This is a genomic window from Streptomyces sp. NPDC085927 (genome assembly GCF_044540975.1).
In the GTDB taxonomy this organism is placed as follows: domain Bacteria; phylum Actinomycetota; class Actinomycetes; order Streptomycetales; family Streptomycetaceae; genus Streptomyces; species Streptomyces hirsutus.
In genome coordinates, this window is sequence record NZ_JBITSN010000005.1 from 382,887 (window position 1) to 407,482 (window position 24,596).

General features: G+C 71.8%; 25 protein-coding genes. 19 read left to right on the top strand and 6 right to left on the bottom strand.

What is annotated here, in order from left to right; translation table 11 throughout:
* Positions 1 to 122 precede the first annotated feature (122 nt).
* The gene (locus ACIF80_RS16315; RefSeq protein WP_399804801.1) at positions 123 to 1,193 is read right to left on the bottom strand and encodes an MBL fold metallo-hydrolase; all 1,071 of its coding nucleotides are present in this window, start codon (positions 1,191 to 1,193) and stop codon (positions 123 to 125) included.
* A 46-nt stretch (positions 1,194 to 1,239) separates the two neighbouring features.
* The gene (locus ACIF80_RS16320) at positions 1,240 to 2,037 is read right to left on the bottom strand and encodes an SDR family NAD(P)-dependent oxidoreductase (protein WP_399804804.1); all 798 of its coding nucleotides are present in this window, start codon (positions 2,035 to 2,037) and stop codon (positions 1,240 to 1,242) included.
* 110 nt (positions 2,038 to 2,147) lie between these two features.
* On the opposite strand from ACIF80_RS16320, the gene ACIF80_RS16325 reads away from it, so the two are divergent.
* The 13 genes from ACIF80_RS16325 to ACIF80_RS16385 all read left to right on the top strand — a co-directional run bounded on the left by ACIF80_RS16325 (position 2,148) and on the right by ACIF80_RS16385 (position 14,678).
* Positions 2,148 to 2,600, top strand: coding sequence for a MaoC family dehydratase (locus ACIF80_RS16325; RefSeq protein ID WP_399804806.1), 453 nt, complete (start codon positions 2,148 to 2,150; stop codon positions 2,598 to 2,600).
* Positions 2,597 to 3,337 carry a 3-oxoacyl-ACP reductase FabG gene (gene fabG / locus ACIF80_RS16330; RefSeq protein WP_399804809.1) on the top strand — a complete coding sequence of 247 codons (741 nt, stop codon included), beginning with the start codon at positions 2,597 to 2,599 and terminating at the stop codon, positions 3,335 to 3,337. Before ACIF80_RS16325 ends, fabG begins: the two co-directional genes overlap by 4 nt.
* Positions 3,334 to 4,098, top strand: coding sequence for an enoyl-CoA hydratase/isomerase family protein (locus ACIF80_RS16335; RefSeq protein WP_399804812.1), 765 nt, complete (start codon positions 3,334 to 3,336; stop codon positions 4,096 to 4,098). Before fabG ends, ACIF80_RS16335 begins: the two co-directional genes overlap by 4 nt.
* Position 4,099: 1 nt before the next feature.
* Positions 4,100 to 4,906, top strand: coding sequence for an enoyl-CoA hydratase/isomerase family protein (locus ACIF80_RS16340; protein ID WP_399804815.1), 807 nt, complete (start codon positions 4,100 to 4,102; stop codon positions 4,904 to 4,906).
* On the top strand, positions 4,903 to 5,736 hold the full coding sequence (locus ACIF80_RS16345) for an enoyl-CoA hydratase/isomerase family protein (RefSeq protein ID WP_399804817.1): 834 nt from the start codon (positions 4,903 to 4,905) through the stop codon (positions 5,734 to 5,736). The genes ACIF80_RS16340 and ACIF80_RS16345 overlap by 4 nt, the downstream gene beginning before the upstream one ends.
* A gap of 97 nt (positions 5,737 to 5,833) precedes the next feature.
* A complete protein-coding gene (locus ACIF80_RS16350) occupies positions 5,834 to 7,552 on the top strand; it encodes a class I adenylate-forming enzyme family protein (RefSeq protein ID WP_399804820.1) in 1,719 nt (572 codons plus the stop codon).
* On the top strand, positions 7,549 to 8,817 hold the full coding sequence (locus ACIF80_RS16355) for a Rieske 2Fe-2S domain-containing protein (protein ID WP_399804823.1): 1,269 nt from the start codon (positions 7,549 to 7,551) through the stop codon (positions 8,815 to 8,817). The genes ACIF80_RS16350 and ACIF80_RS16355 overlap by 4 nt, the downstream gene beginning before the upstream one ends.
* Positions 8,817 to 9,350, top strand: coding sequence for an aromatic-ring-hydroxylating dioxygenase subunit beta (locus tag ACIF80_RS16360; RefSeq protein ID WP_399804826.1), 534 nt, complete (start codon positions 8,817 to 8,819; stop codon positions 9,348 to 9,350). The genes ACIF80_RS16355 and ACIF80_RS16360 overlap by 1 nt, the downstream gene beginning before the upstream one ends.
* Positions 9,347 to 9,607, top strand: coding sequence for a hypothetical protein (locus tag ACIF80_RS16365; RefSeq protein ID WP_399804829.1), 261 nt, complete (start codon positions 9,347 to 9,349; stop codon positions 9,605 to 9,607). The genes ACIF80_RS16360 and ACIF80_RS16365 overlap by 4 nt, the downstream gene beginning before the upstream one ends.
* Entirely contained in the window at positions 9,591 to 10,859 is a 1,269-nt protein-coding gene (locus ACIF80_RS16370) for an acetyl-CoA hydrolase/transferase family protein (protein WP_399804832.1), read from the top strand. Before ACIF80_RS16365 ends, ACIF80_RS16370 begins: the two co-directional genes overlap by 17 nt.
* Positions 10,860 to 10,891: 32 nt before the next feature.
* A complete protein-coding gene (locus tag ACIF80_RS16375; RefSeq protein ID WP_399804834.1) occupies positions 10,892 to 12,103 on the top strand; it encodes an acetyl-CoA C-acetyltransferase in 1,212 nt (403 codons plus the stop codon).
* Positions 12,100 to 13,485, top strand: coding sequence for an OB-fold domain-containing protein (locus tag ACIF80_RS16380; protein WP_399804837.1), 1,386 nt, complete (start codon positions 12,100 to 12,102; stop codon positions 13,483 to 13,485). The genes ACIF80_RS16375 and ACIF80_RS16380 overlap by 4 nt, the downstream gene beginning before the upstream one ends.
* Entirely contained in the window at positions 13,482 to 14,678 is a 1,197-nt protein-coding gene (locus ACIF80_RS16385) for an acetyl-CoA acetyltransferase (protein ID WP_399804840.1), read from the top strand. The genes ACIF80_RS16380 and ACIF80_RS16385 overlap by 4 nt, the downstream gene beginning before the upstream one ends.
* 123 nt (positions 14,679 to 14,801) lie before the next feature.
* Here ACIF80_RS16385 and ACIF80_RS16390 read toward each other — a convergent pair whose 3' ends face one another.
* Complete coding sequence (locus ACIF80_RS16390; protein ID WP_399804843.1) at positions 14,802 to 15,521, bottom strand: nitroreductase; 720 nt, start codon at positions 15,519 to 15,521, stop codon at positions 14,802 to 14,804.
* A gap of 151 nt (positions 15,522 to 15,672) precedes the next feature.
* Here ACIF80_RS16390 and ACIF80_RS16395 point away from each other — a divergent pair, with 151 nt between their 5' ends.
* The 6 genes from ACIF80_RS16395 to ACIF80_RS16420 all read left to right on the top strand — a co-directional run bounded on the left by ACIF80_RS16395 (position 15,673) and on the right by ACIF80_RS16420 (position 22,277).
* Entirely contained in the window at positions 15,673 to 16,935 is a 1,263-nt protein-coding gene (locus ACIF80_RS16395; protein ID WP_399804846.1) for an enoyl-CoA hydratase-related protein, read from the top strand.
* 3 nt (positions 16,936 to 16,938) lie between these two features.
* Entirely contained in the window at positions 16,939 to 18,099 is a 1,161-nt protein-coding gene (locus tag ACIF80_RS16400; protein ID WP_399804849.1) for an acyl-CoA dehydrogenase family protein, read from the top strand.
* A gap of 83 nt (positions 18,100 to 18,182) precedes the next feature.
* Positions 18,183 to 19,496, top strand: a complete 1,314-nt coding sequence (locus ACIF80_RS16405; protein WP_399804851.1) for a phytoene desaturase family protein — start codon at positions 18,183 to 18,185, stop codon at positions 19,494 to 19,496.
* Positions 19,497 to 19,547: 51 nt separating this feature from the next.
* Positions 19,548 to 19,742 carry a ferredoxin gene (locus ACIF80_RS16410; RefSeq protein WP_388434820.1) on the top strand — a complete coding sequence of 65 codons (195 nt, stop codon included), beginning with the start codon at positions 19,548 to 19,550 and terminating at the stop codon, positions 19,740 to 19,742.
* A 15-nt stretch (positions 19,743 to 19,757) separates the two neighbouring features.
* Complete coding sequence (locus ACIF80_RS16415) at positions 19,758 to 21,023, top strand: NAD(P)/FAD-dependent oxidoreductase (protein ID WP_399804854.1); 1,266 nt, start codon at positions 19,758 to 19,760, stop codon at positions 21,021 to 21,023.
* A gap of 87 nt (positions 21,024 to 21,110) precedes the next feature.
* Complete coding sequence (locus ACIF80_RS16420) at positions 21,111 to 22,277, top strand: acyl-CoA dehydrogenase family protein (RefSeq protein WP_399804857.1); 1,167 nt, start codon at positions 21,111 to 21,113, stop codon at positions 22,275 to 22,277.
* Between the two features lie 70 nt (positions 22,278 to 22,347).
* On the opposite strand, the gene ACIF80_RS16425 is transcribed toward ACIF80_RS16420, so the two are convergent.
* The 3 genes from ACIF80_RS16425 to ACIF80_RS16435 all read right to left on the bottom strand — a co-directional run bounded on the left by ACIF80_RS16425 (position 22,348) and on the right by ACIF80_RS16435 (position 24,481).
* Positions 22,348 to 22,923: a TerD family protein gene (locus ACIF80_RS16425; RefSeq protein ID WP_055607330.1), complete on the bottom strand. Its 576-nt coding sequence runs from the start codon at positions 22,921 to 22,923 to the stop codon at positions 22,348 to 22,350.
* A 70-nt stretch (positions 22,924 to 22,993) separates the two neighbouring features.
* Positions 22,994 to 23,260 (bottom strand): GlsB/YeaQ/YmgE family stress response membrane protein, encoded by a 267-nt coding sequence (locus tag ACIF80_RS16430; protein ID WP_332432552.1) that lies wholly within the window; start codon positions 23,258 to 23,260, stop codon positions 22,994 to 22,996.
* A gap of 225 nt (positions 23,261 to 23,485) precedes the next feature.
* Positions 23,486 to 24,481, bottom strand: a complete 996-nt coding sequence (locus ACIF80_RS16435; RefSeq protein ID WP_399804861.1) for a sporulation protein — start codon at positions 24,479 to 24,481, stop codon at positions 23,486 to 23,488.
* Positions 24,482 to 24,596 lie beyond the last annotated feature (115 nt).

Consider the following 24,596-nt stretch of genomic DNA (forward strand, 5'->3'; position numbering starts at 1 on the left):
GCGGCGGCGCCCGCCCCCGCGCGCGGCGGGCGCCCCGCGCGGCGGGGGGGCCCCGGGGCGGGGGGGGGGGGCGGGCCCCGGGGGGGGGGCCCCCCCCCCCCCGGGGCCCGCCCCCCGAAGCCTCAGTGAGCCCGTGCGAACCGCCGCACCCCGTCCTCCTGCTGCGTCACCACGTGCCCCCGCTCCGCCAGTACGGACAGATGCGCGTCCACCTCCAGCACCGCCGTCATCCGGTGCACGGCGTCCAGTTCGTCCAGCCGCAGGCGCCGACGGGTCCAGGGGACCGCCGCCGCGACCTGCATCGCCGTCGCCCGGCCGTCGCCGACCAGCTCCAGGATCTCCTGAAGACGCTCGTCGTGGTGGCCGATGAGCTCCTTGACCCGGGTGTGCACACTGCCGCCGACGGGCCCGTGCGCCGGCAGCATCACGGCGTCGGGGCGGTCGAGCAGCCGGTGCAGTGACGCCAGGTAGTTCCGCAGCGGACTCGTGGCCGGGTGGCCGTCGTTGCCGACCGCGGGGGTGATGCCGGGCAGTACGTGGTCACCGGTGAACAGCACGCCCGCAGTGTCGAGCGAGAACACCATGTGGCCCCGGGTGTGCCCGGGTGTGGCGATCGCCTCGAGAGCGCCGTCCGCCACCGGTGTGCGGTCCCCGTCGACGAGCCAGTGGTCCGGGGGGCCGTAGGCGATGTCGGTCTCGTACGGCTCCAGCGGCCGGCTCTCCACCTCGGCCGCCAGGTCGTCGGCGCCGGCGGCCCGCAGAAGCGGTGTCCGGTGGGCGTACACCCCGTCCTCCTGGTCGTAACCGAGGATGCTGTCCCGTTCCTCGGCTCCCACCTGGATCCGGCAGCGCAGCGTGTCCCGCAGCTCGGCCGCCATCGTGTAGTGGTCCCAGTGCATATGGGTGATCAGGAAGGTGTCGATGTCGTCCAGGCCGTGGCCGAGCTGCCGGAGGCCGGCCTCGAGAGCGGTACGGGTCTTCGCCGACTGCCAGCCGGAATCGACGACGACCAGACCGTCCGGTCCCTCCAGCACGTAGACGTTGACCGCGGTCAGCCCGGCCAGCGGGAGGGGCAGGGGGATCCGGTGGACCCCCTCGGCCACGGGGTACGCCCCGGGCCGTGTCCAGTCGGGGTCGCGCGAGGAGTTCTGAGCCGAGTTCTGTGCTGACTTCTGCGGGGAGTTCGCAGGCAAGGATTCCGCCTCTCGTGGGTTCTCGGATGGGGTCGGCGCGCTCGCGTCACGGCATCGTGTAACCCCCGCTCACCGAGAACAGCTGACCGGTCATCTGCCGGGCGGCACGGTCCGACGACAGCCACAGCACGGCGTTCGCGACGTCCGCGGCCTCGGTGAGCCGGCGCAGGGGAGTGTCCTTGAGCAGGTAGTCGATCTGCTTCCGGTCGAAGACGTTGTCCTGACCGACCGCCCACAGGCTCCCCGCCCCGACCGCCTCGGGCCCGTCGGGGACGACCAGGCCCGGACAGACGATGTTGGAACGGATGCCGTGCCGGCCGTGCTCGCGTGCGGTCGTCCTGGCCAGCGCGACGACGGCGGCCTTGGTGGCGCCGTACACGCCCTGCCGGATCTGGCCGAAGGCCGCCTCGCTGGCGACGAAGACGATCGATCCGTGCCCCTGCTCCTTCATCGGTGCCAGCACCGCCTGGGTGGCGGCGATCGCCGTGAAGAAGTTGACCTCCACCGTGCGCTGCCACTTGTCCCGGTCGGTGTCGGCGGCGATGAACCCCGGCACGCTCCAGCCCGCGTTGTTCACCAGGACATCCACGCCGCCCCAGCGGTCCACGGCCGCGCCGACGGCCTCGTCGGCGGCACCGGGCACGGTGAGGTCGGCCGCCACCACCTCGGCGGCCGCGGCGCCCCGTTCGAGGGCCTCGGCACGCACCTTCTCGGCCTGGTCCCCGTCGATGTCGCAGATGAGGACGCGGCTGCCCTCGGCGGCGTAGCCGTGGACGATTCCCCGGCCGATGTTGGACGCGCCTCCCGTGACCACCACACGGGCGTCCTGCAGCCCCAGGTCCATCTCGAACATCCTTCCGGCGCCGGATTCTTTTCCTTGACGAGTCACTTACTCTAATTTAGATTCAATTAGAAAAGAAGCCCCTACCCCCTCCCTTGCACCTGGAGCAGGCCTTGCGGATCTTCCACAGCGCCGAGGAACTGGCCGGCTCGGCGGGCGCCGATCTCGGCACGAGCGACTGGCTGACCGTCGACCAGGACCGGATCGACCGCTTCGCCGACGCCACCGGCGACCACCAGTGGATCCACGTCGACCCCGAGCGGGCCGCCGCCGGACCGTTCGGCGGCACCATCGCGCACGGACTGCTCACGCTCTCCCTGCTGCCGCAGTTCCTGCACCGCCTCTACCGGGTGGACGGCGTGCGGATGGCGGTCAACTACGGCCTGGGCAAGGTGCGCTTCCCCGCACCGGTGCCCGTCGGGTCCCGACTGCGCGCCCACTCCCGGGTGGCCGAGGTGACCGTGCTGGACGGAGCCGTCCAGGCCGTTCTGGCCACCACCATCGAGGTCGAGGGCTCCGAGAAGCCCGCGGCCGTCGCCGAGTCGATCGTGCGGTACGTCGCATGAGCGCCGGACTGCTCGCGGGCCGGTCGGCCGTCGTCACGGGCGCCGCGCAGGGCATCGGGTTCGAGATCGCGAGGCTGCTGAGGGAGCACGGCGCCGCCGTCCTCCTCGCCGACCTCGACGGGGACCGCGCCGCCGCGGCGGCCGCCGAACTCGGCGGTGAGGCACTCGGCACGGCCTGCGACGTCACCGACGAGGCGGACGTGGACGCGCTCGCCGCGAAGGCCGTCGCCGAGCTGGGCGGTCTCGACGTCTTCGTCAACAACGCGGGCATCACCCGCGACGCCTCCCTCAAGAAGATGACCGTCGACGACTTCGACGCCGTGGTCACCGTCCACCTGCGCGGCACCTGGCTCGGCGTCCGCGCGGCCTCCGCCGTCATGCGCGAGCGCAAGTCGGGAAGCATCGTCAACATCTCCTCGCTGTCCGGGAAGTCGGGCAACCCGGGCCAGACCAACTACAGCGCGGCCAAGGCCGGCATCGTCGGCCTGACCAAGGCCGCGGCCAAGGAGGTGGCCCACCACGGCGTACGGGTCAACGCCGTGCAGCCGGGCCTGATCCGCACCCCCATGACCGAGGCCATGCCTCCCGAGGTGTTCGCCGAGCGTGAGGCGGCCGTCCCCATGAGGCGGGCCGGCGAGCCCCGCGAGGTGGCCGGCGCGGTCGTGTTCCTCGCCTCGGACCTCGCGAGCTACATGACCGGGGCCGTACTCGAAGTCGGCGGGGGGCGGTTGATGTGAGCGTCGTCGAGACCACCGTCGCCGGCGGAGTGGGCCGCATCCTGCTCAACCGGCCCGACCGGATGAACGCGATCACCGTCGAACTCGGCCGCGCGTTCGAAGCGGCCCTCCGTGACCTGGGCGCCCGCCCCGACGTCAACGTGATCCTGGTACGCGGCGCCGGCGGCAACTTCTCCGCGGGCGGCGACTTCCACGAGGTCGAGCGGCTGCGGGCCGACGGCCCGGCGGCACTCGTGCCGCTCTTCGAGAACTTCGGCCGGGCCTGCGCCGCGGTCGCCGAGATCGAGGCCCCCGTGGTCGCCGCGGTCGAGGGCGTCGCGATGGCCGGCGGCTTCGAGTTCATGCTGGCCGCCGACATCGCGCTGGTGCGCGACGACGCCCGCATCGCCGACAACCACGTCAACTACGGCCAGATCCCCGGTGGCGGCAGCTCGCAGCGGCTGCCCCGGCTCGTCGGACGCCAGCGCGCCCTGGGCCTCCTGCTCGGCGGCGAACGGCTGTCCGGACAGGAGGCGGCCGCGTACGGACTGGCGCACCGCAGTTTCCCGCCACAGGAGTTCGACGACGGGGTCGAGGCCTTCGTGACCCGGCTCGCCGGCCGCCGCCGTGACGCCCTGACCGGCATCAAGCGTCTCGTCCACGACGGCCTGGCGACCTCCCTGGAGTCCGGGCTCGCGCTCGAACTCCAGCGGGTCGTCGCCCACATCTCCGGCGCGGCCGGGGGAGCCGGCGTCGAATCGTTCGGCAGCAAGGGAGCATGACATGACCTCATTGATCGGCACCGGCCCCGTCCTTCTCGACCTCGACGAGGACGGCATCGCCCGGCTCCGGCTGAACCGCCCGGAGGCGGCCAACGGGATGAACGTCCCGTTCCTGCAGGCCCTGCACACCGCCGTGCTCCGCTGCCACGCCGAGCCGGACGTCCGCGTGGTCGTCCTCAGCGGCGAGGGACGCAATTTCTGTGCCGGCGGCGACGTGACCACGTTCGCCGAGAAGGGCGAGGCCCTTCCCGACTACCTCCGCGAGGCCACGGCCTGGCTCCAGATGGCCACCTCGGCGCTCATCCAGCTCAAGGCGCCGGTGATCGCGGCCGTGCACGGATTCGCCGCCGGCGGGGGCGGCTTCGGCCTGGTCTGCGCCAGCGACCTGGTCGTCGCCGCCGAGTCGGCGAAGTTCTTCTCCGGCGCCGTCCGGGTCGGCATGGCGCCCGACGCGGGGGTCACCGTGACCCTCACCCAACTGGTCGGCCTGCGCAGGGCCATGGAGATCCTGATGACCAACCCGACCCTGACGGCCGCCGAGGCCCGCGACGCCGGCATCGTCACCTCCGTCGTCCCCGACGGCGAACTCACCGACCGGGCCCGGGAGCTCGCCGCGACGCTGGCCGCGATGCCGCCCCTCGCCCTGTCCGCCACCAAACGCCTGGTGTGGAACGGGGTCGGCGCCGGGGTCGAACAACGCCTGCCGGAGGAGGCCCGGACGGTCTCCGAGCTCTCCGGCACGGCGGACTCCCGTGAAGGACTCGCCGCCGTCATCGAACGGCGCCCGGCCCGCTTCACCGGCGCATGAGCGCCCCCGGGACGGCCGGCAGGCCCGACACCTCCGCGGTTCCCGAGGCCGGTGCCGGCCGGCCGCCGGTCCTGACCGAGGACCACGGCGCCGTACGCGTGCTCACCATGAACCGCCCCGAGCTGCGCAACGCGATCGACATGCCGCTGCGCCTCGCCCTGGCCGAGGCCCTGGAGGAGGCCGACCGGGCGCCCGGTGTACGGAGCGTCGTCCTCACCGGCGCGGGCGGCGCCTTCTGCTCGGGCGGCGACATCTCCACCATGACCCGGCTGCCGAGGGAGAAGGCGTACGAACGGGCCCAGGCCGCCCAGCGCGTGGTGCGGGCGATCTGGAACACGCCCAAGCCCGTGGTGGCGGCGGTCGAGGGGCCGGCGTACGGCGCGGGCACCGCCCTGGCGCTGGCCTGCGACCGCGTGGTCTCGGCCGCCGACGCGCGGTACGCCACGACGTTCACCGCGGTGGGGCTGGCGGGCGACATGGGTATCTACGTGTCCCTCCCGGCGCGGATCGGGCCCGCCCGGGCCCGGCAGATGCTGATGCTGCCCGAACCCGTCGAGGGGGAGGCCGCGTTCGCCCTCGGGCTGGTCGACGCGCTGGTGGAACCGGGCGCCGCGTTGACACGGGCGCTCGAGGACGCCACCCGGCTGGCGGCGGGACCCCCGCTCGCGCTGGGGACCGTCAAACGGATGTTCTCGGGGGCACCGCGAAGTCCCCTGGACGTCCTCGACGCCGAGGCCGGCCACCAGGCGGGACTGTTCGATTCCGACGACTTCGCGGAGGGCGTCGCCGCCTTCCGCGAGAAGCGGGCCCCTCGCTTCGGCGTGGGCTGAGCGAAGTTCCGCACGGGCCGGGAGACAGGCCCGTGCGGTGCTTGCGTACACCTGTTCAGGCAGCTTAATCTAATCAAGATTAAACAAGGAGCCGAGCATGACGACTTCGATCGACTCGCGCCGTCAGGCGCTGCGGGAGCAGTTCCCCGTCTGGATCCCGCGCACCCTCGATGCCTGGCTCGACGTGTGCGCCGAGCGCTACGGCGACCGCCCGTTCGTGATCACCGACGACGTGACCCTCACCTACCGCGAGGTCGCGGAGCAGTCGCGCCGGCTCGCCGACGGGCTCGTCACCCTCGGCGTCGGGCCGGGACAGCGGGTCGGCATGCTGATGGCGAACCACCCGGAGTTCGTCCCGCTCAAGTTCGCCATCGCCCGCACCGGCGCGACCGCGATCCCGTTCAACTACCTCTACCGCGAGGACGAGCTCGGCTACGTGCTCGCCCAGTCCCAGTGCTCGACGCTGATCACCATGACCGGCTTCGCCGGTCTGGACTACCTCTCGATGCTCGACTCCATCGCCCCCGGCTGGGAGACCCCCGACCGGGCCGACGCCGAGGGGAGCGGCCCGAAGGACCTGCGGCACGTCATCGTCTTCCCGAACGACGGCAGAACCCGCGAGAAGGCCCTGGACCTCGACGGCCTCGCGGCCCTCGGCGACCGGAACCCCGGCGCCGCGGCCAACATGCCGCACACGCCGGACGACATCGGCGACATGCTGTACACCTCCGGCAGCACCGGCTCGCCCAAGGGCGTCCAGGTGCGCCACGACGCCGTGCTCCGCACCGCGTACGCCTCGGCACTGACCCGCGCCTACGAGGACGGCAGGAGAATCCTCTTCTCCCTGCCCTGCTACCACATGTTCGGCTACGTCGAGGGCCTGCTCTCCGTGATGTACGTCGGCGGAGCGATCGTCCCGCAGACCTCCTTCAGCGCGGAGAACTACTTCGCCGGCATCCAGCGCCACCGGGCCACCGACATCCTCTGCGTGCCCACCATGGCCGTGGCCATGGTGCAGACCACGGCGCGCGACCGCTACGACCTCTCCTCCCTCACCGCCGTCCTGTGCGGTTCGGCCCCGGCACCGATCTGGCTCTGGGAGACGTTCGAGAAGGACCTCGGTGTCAGCGAGATCGTCACCGGCTACGGCATGACCGAGTGCGGCGGCGCGATGACCCTGACCTTCCCCGAGGACCCCCTCGAACTGACCTCGACCACCGTCGGCCGGCCCAAGATCGCCGGCTCCGCCGGAGTGGAGGGCGGCGACGACCTGGTGCGCTACCGCACCGTCGACCCGCAGACCGGAGAACCCCTGCCGGCCGGCGGGACCGGCGAGTTGACGTCCCAGGGCCCCACCGTGATGGCCGGCTTCTACGGCAAGCCCGAGGAGACCGCGCTCGCCCTGCGCGACGGCTGGCTCCACTCCGGGGACCTCGGAAGAGTCCGGGAGGACGGCTACCTCGAGATCACCGGCCGCAGCAAGGAGCTCTACAAGAGCGGCGGCGAACTGGTCATGCCCAAGGAGATCGAAGACCTCCTGGCCGCCCGCGACGACGTCAGCCAGGTCTTCGCCATCGGGCTGAACGACGACCGCTGGGGCGAGATCGGCTGTGCCGTCATCGTCCCCACCGCCGGCGCCCGCCTCACCGAGGAGGACGTCATCGCGTACTGCAAGGAGCACCTCGCCCGGTTCAAGGTCCCCAAGCGCGTGCTGTTCCTCGACGCCGAGGACCTGCCCAAGACACCGACCGGCAAGGTCCAGAAGTTCCGCCTGGTCGAACAGGCCACCGCGGCCTGGAAAGGAACCCAGCGATGACCACCACAGTCCCCGCCGCAGCCGCGCCGGGCACCCTCTACGAGCGCCTGATCAAGCCCGAAAAGGTGCACGGAAGCCTCTACACGGACCAGCAGATCTTCGGTGAGGAGCTCCGCAAGATCTGGTACCGCACCTGGGTCTTCGTCGGACACGAGAGCGAAGTGCCGAACCCGAACGACTACGTGCGCAAGAAGCTCGGCCCGCAGGACGTGATCATGACCCGCGACGCCGAGGGCGGCATCCACCTGCTGCTCAACCGGTGCGCACACCGCGGCAACCAGGTCTGCGACGACAACAAGGGCAACTCCAGCTCCTTCCGCTGCCCCTACCACGGCTGGACCTTCCGCAACACCGGCGAACTCCTCGGCTACCCGTACAACAAGGGGTACGGCGGCAAGGGCAAGATCGAGACGGGGATGGGCGCCGTCCCCCGCGTGGACTCCTACGGCGGATTCGTCTTCGGCAGCTTCGCCGCCGACGGCCCGAGCCTCGTCGAACACCTCGGCGCGGCCGCGGGGGAGATCGACCGGCTGGTCCGGCTCTCCCCGGAGAGCCGGGTGGAACTCACGGCCGGCTGGCTGCAGCACCGCACCAAGGCCAACTGGAAACTCCTCGCCGAGAACGAGACCGACGGCTACCACCCCCAGTTCGTCCACGGCTCGATCTTCGGTGTCACCGGCAGCCCGATCGGCGCCCTCTACAGCGACGCCTCCACCGCCGTCACCCGCAACCTCGGCAACGGGCACAGCGAGAACGATCTGCGCCCCGAATTCCGCAAGTTCAACGAACCCATGCGCTGGTTCGGCACCACCGAGTCCCGCGTCCCCGACTACGTGGCGAAGATGCGGGAACTGCACGGCGCCGGCGCCGAGAAGATCCTCGTCGAGGGCGCCCCGCACGTGATGATCTTCCCGAACCTGTTCATCGCCGAGATCCAGGTGTTCAACATCCAGCCCGTCGCCGTGGACGAGTGCGTGCAGTACTCCACCGCCGTCCAGCTGGCCGGCGCGCCCGAACTCAACAGGCGCATGATCTCCCAGTCCATCGGATCCGTCGGCCCCGCGGGGATGCTGCTCGCCGACGACACCGAGATGTACGAGCGCAACCAGCGCGGCGTCCAGGCACTCACCCCGGAGTGGCTCGACGTGCGCCGCGGCCTGGTCCGCGAGCGGGTCGACGAGAACGGCTTCACCATCGGCACCGCCACGGACGAGACCGCCATGCGCGGGTTCTGGTCCCACTACAAGACGCTGATGGAGGCGTGATGACCACCGACGCCCGGGTCCGCGAGGCGGCCGAACCCGTCCCCGACGGCTTCGGCCACCGGGAAGTGGAGCAGTTCCTCTACCGCGAGGCCCGCTACGCCGACGAGAACGACTACGACGCCTGGGAGGCGCTCTGGACCGACGACGCCCTGTACTGGGTGCCGGCCGGCGGCGCCGACACCGACCCGGTCACCCAGGTGTCGGTCATCTACGACAACCGCTCCCGCATCTCGACCCGCCTCAAGCAGGTCCGCACCGGCAAGCGGTACGCCCAGGCACCGCCGTCGAACCTGCGCCGGCTGATCTCGAACATCGAGCTGCTCTGCGGCCGCCGCAACCCCGACGGCGGCACCGACCTCGAGGTCGGAGCGAACTTCCTCGTCTACGAGTCCCGGGCACGCGGCAACGAACTCTGGGGCGGCCGGACCACCTACCGGCTGCGCCGCGTCGACGGCGAACTGCGGCTCGTCCGCAAGAAGGTCGTCCTGGTCGACAACGACAAGGCCCTCCCGACGCTGGGATTCCTGATATGAGCATCGAGATGGGGGACCGGGGCCCCTACGACATCCCCGGCGTGGGCCCGGTCGTGGGCAGCGAGTTCGCCGAGGTGTCGGTCGACGTCGACAACACCGGCAACTCGGTCCGCCTCAGGCTCGAGGACCTGCGCACCGGCCGGGTGCGTTACCTCGACGCACTCGAACTGGAGACGATCGTCTGGCTCGCCGAAGGGCATCTGGCCCGCCTGCTGGACCCCTCCGCCGACCGGTGGCGTGATGACACCGGCGGATAGCACCGGCGCGGAACCGGACCTCGCCCGGTACATCCGCCCGCACGACATGGTGGTGTGGGGGCAGGCCTCCGCCGAACCGCGCACGCTGACCGGGCTGCTGCTCGCCCAGCGGGCGCGGATCGGCCGGCTGAGGTGCTTCGTCGGCATCCCCGCCGAGTCAGCCCTCACCCTGGAGACCTCCGACGGACTGGACATCCACTCGTACTGCGGCTCCGGCACCAACGCCGCCCTGCACGCCGCCGGCCGGCTCGACGTGGTGCCCGTCCACTACTCCGCCCTTCCCCGGCTCCTGACGGACGGCCCGCTGCGCGCGGACGTCGTCCTCGTCCAGGTCTCACCCCCGGACGGGACGGGCCGGCACAGTCTCGGACTGGCCGACGACTACTTCTCCGCAGCCCTGGACACCGCCCGCGTGGTCATCGCCGAGATCAACGACCAGGTGCCGTTCACTCCGGGCGCCCGCACCCTCGGCACCGGCGACTGGACGGCGGCGATCCGCACCTCCCGCACCCCGGGCAGGCTGCCCGCCGGCCGCGTCACGGAGCAGACCCGCGCCGTGGCACGCCGCGTGGCCGGTCTCATCCAGGACGGTGCCACCCTGCAGTTCGGCATCGGAGCGCTCCCCGAGGCGGTGCTCGGAGAACTGGGCGACCGCCGCGACCTCGGCATCCACTCGGGGATCCTCAACGACACCGCGATGCGGCTGATCGAGGAGGGCACCGTCACCGGGGCCCGTAAGTCCGCCGACCGGGGCATCGCCGTCGCCGGCCTGCTCTCCGGCACCGAACCCCTCTTCCGCGCCGCCCACCGCAACCCCCGCGTCCGGCTGCACGCCACGGCGTACACGCACGACCCCGAGGTCCTCGCCGCCTCCCACCAACTCGCCGCCGTCAACTCCGCCATCGAGGTCGATCTCACCGGCCAGGTCAACGCCGAGACGGCAGGGGGCCGTTACGTCGGTGCCGTCGGCGGGGCCGTCGACTTCCTGCGCGGCGCGGCCCGCTCACCGGGCGGCCTGCCGATCGTCGCGCTGCCGTCCACCGCGCGCGGCCGCAGCAGGATCGTCGCCCGGCTCGACGGCCCGGTGTCGACCCCGAGGTCCGAGCCGCTGATCGTCGTGACCGAGCACGGCGTCGCCGACCTGCGCGGACTGTCCGTGGCCGCCCGTGTCGAACGGATGCTGGCGATCGCGGACCCCGCGCACCGTCCCGGACTGGAAGCAGCCGCCGAGGCCATACCGGCCGCCGCCTGACGGCCCGTCCGCCCCGATCCCAGGAGACAGACATGAGACGCGTCGCCATCGTCAGCCCGCTGCGCACGGCGGTGGGCACCTTCGGAGGAAGCCTGCGGCCGGTGCCCGCCGAGGACCTCGCCGCGACCGTGCTCAAGGCGCTCGTCGAGCGCTCCGGCGTCGACCCGGCCGCCGTCGAGGACGTCGCGTTCGCCCAGTCGTACGCGAACTCCGAGGCGCCCTGCATCGGACGGTGGGCGGCACTGCACGCGGGGCTGCCGGTCGAGGTGCCCGGCTTCCAGACCGACCGCCGCTGCGGCGGCGGCCTGCAGGCCGTGATCACCGCCGCGATGATGGTGCAGACCGGCGCGGCGGACGTCGTCGTGGCCGGTGGCGTGGAGTCGATGAGCAACATCGAGCACTACACGACCACCGCCCGCTGGGGTTCCCGGGCAGGCAACCAGACCCTCTACGACCGGCTCGACCGCGGCCGTGAACGGTCGCAGCCGGAGTGGAGGTCCGGCCCGATCAGCGGCATGATCGAGACCGCCGAGAACCTCGCCCGCGAGTACGGCATCGGCCGGGATGCCGCCGACGCGTACGCCGCACGCAGCCACCGACGGGCCGCGGCCGCATGGGAGGCCGGAACCTTCGACGAGGAGATCGTGCCCGTCGAGGTCCCGCGGCGCAGAGGCGACCCGCAGATCTTCGCGCGTGACGAGGGCGTCCGCCCGGACTCCACCCCCGAGTCCCTGGCCCGGCTGCGGACCCTGCTGCCCGGCGGCACCGTGACGGCCGGGAACTCCAGCCAGCAGAACGACGCGGCCGCCGCCTGCCTCGTCGTCGCCGAGGACCGCCTGGACGCACTGGGCCTGGAGCCCCTCGCCTGGTTCGAGGGCTGGGCGGCCGCCGGCTGCGAGCCGTCCATGATGGGCATCGGCCCGGTACCCGCCGTGCACAAGCTGTTCGCCCGCACCGGCGTCGGCTTCGACGACCTCGACCTGATCGAGCTGAACGAGGCCTTCGCCGTCCAGGTACTGGCCGTCCTCTCCGGCTGGGGCGTCGCCCTCGACGATCTCGACGACCGGCTGAACGTGCACGGTTCCGGGATCTCCCTGGGCCACCCCATCGGCGCCACCGGCGTACGGATCCTGACGACGATGCTGCACGAACTGCGGCGCAGGCGCGGCGGATACGCCCTCGAAACCATGTGCATCGGTGGCGGCCAGGGGATCGCCGCCCTGTTCAAGGGAGCGGACGCATGACCCACACCCTCCAGGCGTACGCCACCTACCTGCCGGCCTGGCGGCTGGGCCCGGCCTCCACCGGTGCCCGGACCGCCCGCGTCGTCGCCTCCTTCGACGAGGACAGCACGACGATGGCCACCGAGGCGGCCGGCGCGCTGCTCAGCACCCTCGGCCCCGGCGCCCCCGTCCCGTCGCTGCACTTCGCGACCACCTCACCCGCCTACCTCGACAAGACCAACGCGGTCGCCGTCCACGCCGCACTCGGCCTCGACGAGACGGCCTTCGCCGTGGACGTCGCCGGATCCGGCCGGTCCGCCTTCGCCGCACTGCGCGGCGCACTCACCGACGGCGGGCTCGCGGTCGCCGCCGACGTGCGCGTGGGGAAACCCGGCTCCGCGGACGAGAGGTCGGGCGGCGACGGAGCCGCCGCCCTCCTGTTCGGTCCGGGCCCCGGCATCGCCCGGGTCCTGGCCCGGTACTCGCTGTCCGCGGAGTTCCTCGACCGCTGGCGGGAACCGACGAGCACCACCGGCGAACAGTGGGAGGAGCGGTTCGGGTTCGAGCGGTACGCCGACCTGATCCGCCGGGCCGCGCGCGAAACGCTCGCCGCGGCGGGCGTGGACGAGGCCGACCACGTGGTGGTCACCTCGCCGAACGCCGGTGTCACCAAGCGTGCCGGCACCCTCGTCAAGGGCCGCCTGTCCACCGGTGGTTCCCCGATCGGCTTCTCCGGCGCGGCCGACACGGGCCTCGCCCTGGCGTCCGTGCTCGACACGGCCGGGCCCGGGGAGAGCATCCTCGTCCTCTCCGCCGTCGACGGCTGCGACGCGCTGCTGCTGCGGACCACCGAACGCCTTCCCGCCCGCCGCCAGCGGACACCCGTCCGGGAACAGCTCGGCCGGGGCCGGGAGATTCCCCACCTGACCTACCTCGCCTGGCGCGGCCTGGTCGAACGCGAGCTGCCCCGCAGGCCCGAACCCGACCGGCCCGCGGGCCCCCCGTCCGACCGGGCCGCCGGCTGGAAGTTCGGCTTCAACGGATCACGCTGCACCGACTGCGGATTCGTCCACCTGCCACCGCTCAGGGTCTGCCGCCGCTGCGGAACGGCCGACGCCATGGAACCGGTCCCCGGCACACGGCTGCGCGGCACCGTCGCGACCTACACCGTGGACCACCTGGCCTACTCGCCCTCACCGCCCGTCGTGGTCGTGGTGGCCGACTTCGACGGCGGCGGCAGAACCTCGCTCGAACTCGCCGACCCCGACCCCGAAGCACTCACCGTCGGTTCCCGCGTCGAGCCGGTCTTCCGCCGCTTCTTCACCGCACGAGGCGTGCACAACTACTTCTGGAAGGCGCGGCCCTCGACCGGCGCCGCGCCCGTCGAGGGGAGCACCACATGAGCAGCCGGGGCATCTCGGACCGGGTCGCCGTCGTCGGCATGGGCTGCACACGGTTCGGTGAACGGTGGGACCAGTCCACCGACGACCTCCTCCTGGACGCCGTACAGGAATGCCTGGACACCACGCCCACCGTGGCCAAGGACGACATCGACGCCTACTGGCTGGGCACCCTCGGCTCGGGGCAGTCCGGTCTCACCCTGAGCCGGCCCCTCGCCCTCGACCACAAGCCCGTCACCCGGGTCGAGAACTACTGCGCCACCGGCTCGGAGGCCTTCCGCAACGCCTGCTACGCCGTGGCGTCCGGTGCCTACGACCGGGTGATGGCCGTCGGCGTCGAGAAGCTCAAGGACTCGGGGTTCTCCGGCCTGCTGCGCACCGACCCGCCCTCGGACGGCACCGCCCCCGAACTGTCCATCACCGCGCCCGCCGCCTTCTCGATGCTGGACCCCGCCTACAGCGCCCGGTACGGCGTGGACCCGGCGGGGATGCGGGAGGCGATGACCCACGTGGCCTGGAAGAACCACCGCAACGGCGCCCGCAACCCCAAGGCCCAGTTCCGCTCCGAGGTGTCCAGGGAGAAGATCGAGTCGGCGCCGAAGGTCGCCGGACGGCTGGGCGTCCTCGACTGCTCCGGCGTCTCCGACGGAGCCGCGTGCGCGCTCGTCGTCCGCGCCGAGGACGCGCTCCAGTACACCGATACCCCCATGTACGTGAAGGCGCTCTCCCTCACCGCGGGTCCGATGAGCGGCGGCATGGACCCGGACTACGACTACACCACCTTCCCCGAGGTCGTACGCGCCGCCCGGGACGCCTACGCCCAGGCCGGGATCGAGGACCCGCTGTCCCAGCTGTCGATGGCGGAGGTGCACGACTGCTTCACCCCGACGGAGATCGTGCTCATGGAGGACCTGGGGTTCTCCGAGCGCGGGCAGGGCTGGAAGGACATGCTGGCCGGCGTCTTCGACTCCCACGGCCGCCTGCCGGTCAACCCGGACGGCGGACTCAAGTCCTTCGGCCACCCCGTGGGCGCCAGCGGACTGCGGATGCTCTACGAGGCCTGGCTGCAGTTCCGCGGCCGGGCGGGGGAGCGGCAGCTCCCGGACCCCCACACCGCGCTCACCCACAACCTGGGCGGCCGCCCCGGCGGCTGCGTGTCCTTCGTCTCGGTCGTCGGCAATCGGCTGACCCGCTAGACCCCGTACGCGGTGGCGGGGGCCCCCGGGGGGGGGCCGGGGGGGCGCCCCCCCGGGGGGGGGCCCCGGGGGGGGGGGGGGGCCCGGGCCCCCCCCACCGCGTGGGCCGCTCACGCGGACGGATCAGGGCGTGCGACCCTCCGCGGCTCCCGGCAGTCCCGCCACGACCGTGTCGACGGGCGCGCGTTCGGTGCGGAAGGCGTTCGCCGGGTGCGTGGGGTCGGTGTACCCGAACGAGACGGCGCACACGATGTCGCGGTCCTCGGGGATGCCGAGGTACGCGTGGACGAAGTCGGCGTACATGGCGATCGCCGCCTGCGCGATCGCGCCCAGGCCCAGGCTCTGCGCCGCGGTGAGCAGTGTGGAGACGTAGCCGCCGCAGTCCACGGCGCCGTACACGCCCAGCGACCGGGGCACGCTGACGACGGCGACGTGCGGCGCGCCGAAGAAGCGGAAGTTCTCCCCCGTCTGCCGCTCCCGGCCCGCGAGATCCCCGCGCTCGACTCCGACGGCGTTGTAGAGGCCGAAGCCCGCCGCCCGGCGCCGGGCCAGGTAGTCGCCCTCGTAGGCGGCCGGCGGCTCCAGATCGGGTGCCTGCGGATGCGTACGCGCGTGTTCGCCCAGCTCCTTCGCGAACCGCGCGGTCTCCTCACCGCTCGTCAGCCGCACCTGCCAGGCCTGGGAGTTGCACCAGGACGCGGTGCGCTGCGCCAGAGCGAACAGCAGCCGGACCGTCTCGTCCGGGACGGGATCGGAAAGAAACGCACGACAGCTGTGCCGCGAGCGCAACAGGCGCGCGAGTACCTCGTCGTCCGTCGGGGCCGTGTCCGTCGGCTCTGTCATCCGGTCCTCCCCGGGGCGATAATTTAACCTAACGTAAATTAGAACAGTGTCATGGTCAATCGCTCCGCCCGGTCCGGCCGCAGGCCGGGAGGGGCGTTGACAGGGGAACAGTTTTGAATTTATCTTAAATTCAATAGTCGAGGGGGTTCGGATGACCTACGAGGACCACGTCGCGCTCGCGAAGCGGCTGTACGTCGCGCTCGCCGCCGGCGACCGGGCGGCGCTGGGCGAGATCCTGCACCCGCAGTTCACCGGCCGGACCACGGACGGCCTGCCGCTGGGGCTGGGCGGGAGCTACGAAGGACCGGACGTCATGCAGCGCGAGTTCTGGTGGCGGATCGGGCGGCACTTCCGCGCGCGGGCCGTGGCGGAGTCGTTCCACGCGCTCGACGACGGCCGGCTCCACGTCGCAGGCCGCTACCGGGGGGAGGGCATCGCCTCGGGACGCGAGCTCGACGCGGCCTTCGTCCACCTGCTCGCCTTCAGCGACGACCACCGCGTCCTCGCTCTCGAACAGCTCACCGACAGCGCCGCCTGGAAGGACGCGCTCGCGGGCCCGGCCGCACCCGCCGTGCCCGACACTCCCGCCCCGTCCACCGCCCCCGGCGCGCTCCGGACGATCGACGCGCTCCGGACGATCGACTACGTGGTCCGCGACGGGGTCGCCGTCCTCTGTCTCGACCGCCCCGAGCGGCGCAACGCGATCGACATGCGGATGGCGGAGGAAACGCTCACCGTCGCACGGCGGATCGCCGCGGACCGGGCCGTCCGGGCCGTACTCATCCGCGGCAACGGACCTGCCCTCACCGTCGGCGGCGACATCGACGCCTTCGCCCGGGCCGAGCCGGGGACACTGGGCGCCACGTTCGAGACCATGACCACGCCGTTCCACGAGGCGCTCCGCATTCTCAGCCGCATCGACGCGCCCGTCGTGACGGCGGCCCACGGCGCGGTGGCCGGCGGCGGGCTCGGCTTCGTCTACGCCGCCGACATCGTGCTGGCCGCACCGGACACGAAGTTCGTCGTCGCCTTCCGCGCCCTGGGCCTCACCGGTGACGGCGGCGGCACCTGGCACCTGCCCCGCCTCGTGGGCCCCCGCCGCGCGGCCCGTATGTACCTGGAGAACCAGCAGGTCGAGGCGGCCGAGGCCGCCGACTGGGGCCTCGTCACCGAGGTCGTCCCGGCCGACCGGCTCCAGGAGCGGGCCCTGGAGCTGGCCACCCGGCTCGCCGCCGGACCGACCAGGGCCTTCGGCGGCATGCGCCGACTCCTCCAGGACTCCTGGACGACCGACCTCTCCGGACAACTGCTCGCGGAGATCCGGACCCTCGCGGCCGCCGGCGGCACCGAGGACGCGGCCCACGCCATCGCCGACTTCGCCGCCGGGCGGCGGCCCGAATTCCAAGGACGGTAGAGCATGACAAGTCTCGTCACCGACACGGCGGAGCACCGCGCGATCCGTGAGACGGTCGCCAGGATCGCCTCCAAGTACGGATCGCAGTACTTCATCGAGCGCGGCCGCAGCGGCGAGGACATCGGCGAACTGTGGAGCGACCTGGGAGAGGCCGGACTGCTGGGCGTCCACCTCCCCGAGGAGTACGGCGGTGGCGGCGGCGGCATGACCGAGGCCGTGGTCGTCGTCGAGGAACTCGCCGCGCACGGCATGCCCCTGCTGATCTGGGTGATCTCCCCGGCGATCTGCGGCAGTATCCTGGCCCACCACGCGTCGGACGCACTCAAGCGGGAATGGCTGCCCGGCCTCGCCGACGGCACCCGGAAGATGGCCTTCGGACTCACCGAGCCCGACGCCGGCTCCAACAGCCACCGGCTGTCCACCACCGCCCGCCGGGACGGGGACGGCTGGGTCCTCTCGGGCTCGAAGTACTACATCTCCGCCGTCGACCAGGCCGGCGCCCTCCTGCTGGCGGCACGGGACGCCGACCACTCGACCGGCGAGAAGGGCAGACTCTCCCTCTTCGTCGTCCCCACCGACGCCCCGGGACTCACCTACCAGCGGATCGACACCTCGATCGTGTCCCCCGACAAGCAGTTCACCGTCTTCCTGGACGACGTCCGCGTCGGCCCGGACGCCCTCATCGGGCAGGCGGGCCAGGGACTGCGTCAGCTCTTCGACGGGCTCAACCCCGAGCGCATCCTGGTCGGCGCCATCTGCAGCGGCGTGGGCCGGTACGCCCTCGGGAAGGCGGCCGACTACGCCAGGGAGCGCCAGGTCTGGTCGACGCCGATCGGCGCCCACCAGGGCGTCGCCCACCCGCTGGCGGCCTGTCACATCGAGGTCGAGCTCGGCCGGCTCGCGACCTACCGGAGCGCCGAGTTCTTCGACGCCGGCGAGCCCGCCGGTGAGGCGGCCAACATCGCCAAGTACGCCGCCTCCGAAGCTTCCCTGAAGGCACTCGACCAGGCGATCCAGACCCACGGAGGCAACGGCCTGGCCCATGAGTACGGCCTGTCGGAGCTGTGGTTCGTCACCCGCCTGATGCGGACCGCTCCGGTGAGCCGGGAGATGGTCCTCAACTTCGTCGCGCAGACCTCCCTCGGCCTGCCCCGCTCCTACTGATCCGCCCGATCCGCCCGGCCCGTCGGATCCGTCCCGCACACGGGGCCCGTCCGGTCCGTGTCCCTGAGAGAAGGAAGCCAAGGATGACCACACCAATCGATCACGAGTTCGACGCCGTCGTCGTCGGCGCCGGAGCCGGCGGACTCTTCACCGCCGCGCGGCTGGCGAAGCAGGGCTACCGCACCCTCGTACTGGAACGCCTCGACAAGGTCGGCGGACGGGCCTCCACCGACGACGTCGACGGCTTCAAGGTGAACAACGGCGCGATCGTCATCGAGGTCGGCGGCATCACCCAGCAGACCTGCGAGGAGGTCGGCGCCGAATTCGAGATCCGCGAGCCCAAGCCGCCGATCCTGTACCGCATCGGTGGCAAGGACGTCGACGTCACCGGCGGCGGCTGGGGCTTCCTGCTCGGCAAGCTCTCCCGGCAGGGCGCCAAGCTGGTCAAGGGGATCGGCGCCGCCCGCAACGACAGCGGCCTCCCCGAGGACGAACTGTCCACCGCCGAATGGGTGTCGAAGTACACCAAGAACGAAGGCGTGCACGGCATCTTCCGCAACATGTGCGCCTCCGTCTTCGCCGTCGGCTCCGACGAGCTCCCGGCCCGCGTGTTCCTCACGTACTTCACCCGCAAGAGCGCGTTCAAGCGTTTCGGCTTCCACCCCGAAGGGACCATCGGCCTCTGGCTGGCCCTCGCGCAGGCGATCGAGTCGCACGGCGGCCAGATCTGGCTGTCCAGCTCCGTCGAGAGGATCACCACCGACGACGGCAGGGTCACCGGCGTCGAGGTGGTCCGCGACGGCCGGCGGACCGTCGTCACGGCGCCCGTCGTCGTCAGCGACGTGGGCCCCGCCGCGACCAACCGGCTCGTCGGTGAGGAACACCTGCCCGAGGACTACCGGACGCTCGTGGCCAAGAGCGACCGTCCCACCTCGATGATCACCGTCAACTTCGCCAGCCGGGAGCGGCTGGTCGACGTCCCCGGCATGCTCAGCTTCGCCAAGTCCCGCCGGCTGGCCTACGTCGCGAACTTCACCGACATCTGTCCGGAGATGGCCCCCGAGGGCTGGAACCTCTACGTGGGCACGGCGGTGCCCAAGCCGGCGACCGGTGACTTCGACGAGGCCGCGGAGACCGAACTCCTGATGCAGGACCTGCGCGACGAACTCCCGGGATTCGACGACAAGGCCCGCATCCTGAGCGTCAACGTCACCCGGGACGGCTGGCCCCCGCAGCGCGCGGTCGCCGGCTTCGACCTGCCGCACGACACCCCCGTCACCGGACTGTGGAACGTCGGGGACGCGGTCAAGGAGTACGCGAACGGCGGGACCACCGCGTGTGCCGAAACGGCACAGATCGTGGTCGGCAAGATCACCGCGGCCTTCCCGGTCGCCTGACAGCACGGTCGCCCACCGGCATCCGGGGGCGGAGAAGCAAGAGGTGGAGAGATGAAGGTCGAAGTCGACTACGGCAAGTGCACCGGGCTGGGCATCTGTGAATCCCTGGCCCCCGCGTTCTTCGAGGTCAACGACGAGGGCGAACTGGTGCTCATCAAGGACGACATCACCGACGACGAACTCCAGGGTGTCGAGGAGGCGGTCGCCGGCTGCCCCACCGAGGCCCTGCGCATCGTCCGGGACTGACGGGAGGACCGCATCGTGAATGTCGAACACCTGGTGGTCGTAGGGGCGTCACTGGCCGGCCTGCGCGCCGTCGAGGCGGCACGGAAGACCGGATTCTCCGGATCGATCACCCTGATCGGTGCCGAACAGCACCTGCCCTACGACCGCCCGCCGCTGTCGAAGGCATTCCTCGACCCGCTCGACGGCGACGCCCGGCCCGAGCAGCCGTACTTCCGCTCCCCGGAGATCTACGCCGACGAACTCGCCGTCGACCTGATCCTCGGCGAGCCGGCCACCGGACTCGACACCGCACGACGGGTCGTACAGGTGGGCGAGCGCACCGTGCCCTACGACGCCCTGGTCATCGCCACCGGCGCGTGGGCCCGCACCCTGCCCGGCACCGAGCACCTGGCCGGAGTCCACGGACTGCGCACGCTCGACGACGCCCTCGCCGTACGCACGGCGCTGGACGCCGGGGCGCGCACCGTGGTGATCGGTGCGGGCTTCATCGGCTCGGAGGTCGCCTCCGCGGCGAAGAAGCGCGGCCTGGACGTCACCGTCGTCGAGGCGCTCCCCACCCCGCTGGTGCGGGCCACCGGAACACGGATGGGCGCCGCGATCGCGGCCCTGCACGAGCACAACGGCACGCGGCTGCTGTGCGGCAGCGGAGTACGGTCCGTCGAGGGGACCGGCCGCGTCGAACGCGTCGTCCTCGACGACGGCACCGTCCTCGACGCGGACCTGGTGGTGGTCGGCATCGGAGCGACACCCGCCGTGCAATGGCTCGAAGGCTCGGGCCTGAAGCTCGACAACGGCATCGTCTGCGACGCCTACCTCAACACCGGCGTCGACGGCGTGTACGCGGCGGGGGACGTCGCCAACTGGTTCAACGGCGTCCTGGACCGCAGGCAGCGGCTCGAACACTGGACCAGCGCGGCGGAACAGGGCGCGGCCGCGGCCCGCAACGCCCTGGACCCGGACCACGCGAAGCCGTACGGCACCGTGCCGTACTTCTGGTCCGACTGGTACGACAGCAGGATCCAGTTCGTCGGCTCGCCCCAGGCGGACGAAGTGCGCCTGGTGGACGGAGCGGCGGACCGGGACCGGCGATGGGTGGCGCTCTACCGCAGCGGCGACCACGTCATCGGCGCTCTCGCCGTCAACGGACAGACCGAGATCATGAAGTACCGCGGCCTCATCCAGCGGCGGGCCCGGTGGGACGAGGCACTGGCCTTCGCCGAGAAGCGCAGGGAACTCGCCGCCGCCAAGGCGGCTGCCGCCCAGGCCGGCGCGGCGGCCTGACGGGCGCACCACCGCACCCGCGCACGGCACCGCACGGCGCGGCACGGTCCGACGGCGCGACACACCACCGACCAAGGAGAAACCCCTGTGAGCACCCTGGACATCCTCTCCGCCGACGAGAGGTTCGTCGTCGAGACCGTGCACGACTTCGTCACCAAGGAGGTGAAGCCCGTCGTCCAGGAGCTCGATCACACCAACACCTACCCCGAGGCCCTGATCGAGCAGATGAAGCAGCTCGGCATCTTCGGTCTGGCCATCCCCGAGGAGTACGGCGGCACGCCCGTGTCCATGCCCTGCTACGTCCTGGTCACCGAGGAACTCGCGCGCGGCTGGATGAGTCTGGCCGGCGCCATGGGCGGACACACCGTGGTCTCCAAGCTGCTGCTCCACTTCGGCACCGAGGAGCAGAAGCGCAGTTACCTCCCGCGCATGGCCACGGGCGAGATCCGGGCCACCATGGCCCTGACCGAACCCGGCGGCGGCTCCGACCTCCAGGCCATGCGCACCGTCGCCCGCAAGGACGCCGAGGGCTATGTCGTCAACGGCGCCAAGACCTGGATCACCAACTCCCGGCGCTCCCAGCTGATCGCCCTGCTGTGCAAGACGGACCCGGAGGCCGAACCCGCGCACCAGGGCATCTCGATCCTCCTGGTCGAGCACGGCCCCGGCCTCACCGTCTCCCGCGACCTGCCGAAGCTCGGCTACAAGGGCGTCGAGAGCTGCGAACTCGCCTTCGACGACTACCGGACACCGGCCGACTCCGTACTGGGCGGCGTCGAGGGCCGGGGCTTCGCCCAGATGATGAAGGGGCTGGAGACCGGCCGCCTCCAGGTCGCCGCGCGGGCCCTCGGCGTGGGCCGGGCGGCCCTGGAGGACTCGCTCGCCTACGCCCAGGAACGCGAGTCCTTCGGCAAGCCGATCTGGAAGCACCAGGCCGTCGGCGGCCACCTCGCCGACATGGCCACCTCGCTGACGGCGGCCCGCCAGCTCACCCTGTACGCGGCCCGGGAGGCCGAGGCGGGGCGCCGGGTCGACATGGAGGCCGGCATGGCCAAGCTGTTCGCCTCCGAGACCGCCATGGAGATCGCCCTCAACGCCATGCGCATCCACGGCGGTTACGGCTACTCGACCGAGTTCGACGTCGAACGCTACTTCCGCGACGCCCCCTTGATGATCGTGGGGGAGGGAACCAACGAGATCCAGCGCAACGTGATCGCGGGCCAGCTCGTCAAGCGCGGCGGTCTCGACGCCTGAGCGTGCGAGCGGCCGGGCCGGTGCCGGCCCGGCCACGGAGGGGCCGGGCCGGCAGTCGGTCCAGCCGGTGTCAGACCCCGACGCCGAAGTCGGCGGCGATTCCGGCGAGCCCGGAGGCGTAGCCCTGGCCGACGGCGCGGAACTTCCACTCGGCACCGTTGCGGTAGAGCTCACCGAAGACCATCGCCGTCTCGGTGGAGGCGTCCTCGGAGAGGTCGTAGCGGGCGATCTCCTGGTTGTTCGCCTGGTTGACGACCCGGATGAAGGCGTTGCGGACCTGGCCGAAGCTCTGGCCGCGGTTCTCCGCGTCATGGATCGAGACCGGGAAGACGATCTTGTCGACGTCGGCGGGCACGCCGGCGAGGTTCACCTTGACGGACTCGTCGTCGCCCTCGCCCTCGCCGGTGAGGTTGTCCCCGGTGTGCTCCACCGAGCCGTCCGGGCTCTTCAGGTTGTTGTAGAAGACGAAGTGCTGGTCGGACGGCACCCTGCCGGAGGCGTTGAGGAGCAGCGCGGAGGCGTCGAGGTCGTAGTCGGTGCCGGTGGTGGTGCGTACGTCCCAGCCGAGGCCGATCACGACCGCGGTCAGACCCGGGGCCTCCTTGCTGAGAGAGACATTGCCGCCCTTGGAAAGGGAAACTCCCACTTCGTACTCCTTCTCGGTCGTTCTCGGTGGTTGAACGTTTGCGACGCTCAGGACGTTCCGGGCCGGGTGCTCAGTTGCGTGAGTTGCCGAAGAGGACGCGGTAGGCGATGAGCAGGACGAGCGCGCCCACGATCGCCGATCCCCAGGTGGCGGCGTCGAAGAACTCCCGCTGCACCGGCCGGTCCAGGAACTGCGACGACAGCCAGCCGCCCAGGAAGGCCCCCGCGACGCCGATGACCGTCGTGCCGATGAGCCCGCCCGGGTCGCGCCCGGGCAGGATGGCCTTGGCCACCGCCCCTGCGAGCAGTCCCAGCACCAGCCATGCGATGACGCCCATGACGCCCCTCCTAGTCGTGTCGCCGTGCCGCGCCTGCCGTGCCGACGGTGCGGCACGGCAGGCGTCCGTGCGGGGCAAGCCTAACCTCTACAATTCTGTAGAAGCTGTGGGGTGGGGGTGTCGTACGACGAGGAGTCCCGGCAGGCACCGGGCGATGCCCGTGGCCACCGGCGGGACGGACAGGGCGGGCCGGGCGCGTGACGTGCCCGGCCCGCCCCCGTGCGGTCAGCCCTCGTCCTCCGCCTCTTCCTCTTCGCCCTCGAAGAAGTCCCCGACCTCGTCGACGACTTCGGCCGCGACCATGCCGCCGACGACCCCCACGGCCAGTCCGGCCGCACCCGCCGCGACGACCGTCCCCATGCCGGGGCCGGAGCGCTGTCCGTCGTGGTGGTGCTCGTCGTGCCCGTGGTACCCGGCGTGCCCGTGATCGCCGTGCGAGCCGTACGGGGCCCGGTGCTCCACGAGCCGGCGCAGCCACTCGCCGACGATCGCGTTCCAGTCCTGGTGCTCGACACCGTCGTGGGAGACCGTGAACCGGTTCACCGCGTCGTGGCCGGAGGAGAGGAGCCCGCCGCGCTTGTCCGCCTCCAGCACGACCTCCATGCCGCCGGGACCGGCGAGGAACGTCACCTCGACCTCGGTGATCCGGTGGGCGTACTGCGCCCCCGGGGTCAGCTCGATCTCCTGGTAGAAAGGCAGTTGCTGGCCGGTGCCGCCGATGCGGCCGTACTCGAGATCGGCGGACCGGAAGCCGAACCCGAGCCCGCCGAACGCCTCGAGGATCGCTTCCTGCACGGGCAGCGGCCCGACGCTCAGCCGGTCCAGGTCGCCCTTGTCCCTGGCACCCGCCACGGCGAGCTCGGTCCGCACGCCCAGGACGATGCCCAGGTCCTGGCCGTGGAGCTCGGTGACGGGGGTCTCCCAGGGCAGCGCCACGGTGAACGGGACGCTCCGCAGTTCGCCGGCGCCGAGCCGGAAGCCGCCGCCCACGGTGAACCGTTCGAAGGTGACGACGCCCTCGCTCTCCCCCTCCTCGTGCTCGGCCTCGACCCGGGCCACCAGCTCCAGCGTGATGTGCTCGATGTCGAAGTCGGCGTCACCGCCCTTGAGATGGACCTGCCCGGTCAGTGCGGCTCCGGGCCGGGGCGCACCCGGGTCGAGGACCGTGTCGACCGTGGGGCCGCCCACGCCGAGCGAGCCGAGCAGTCGTTTGAACACCATCGCGGCGTCCACTCCTTCACGTGCGAGTGTTCGGTAAGAGCAGTGCCGCACGCCCCGCGGGCGCACGGCACAGGCCTTCTACAGGCATGTAGAAGCATAGAGCGGCGATCTCCGG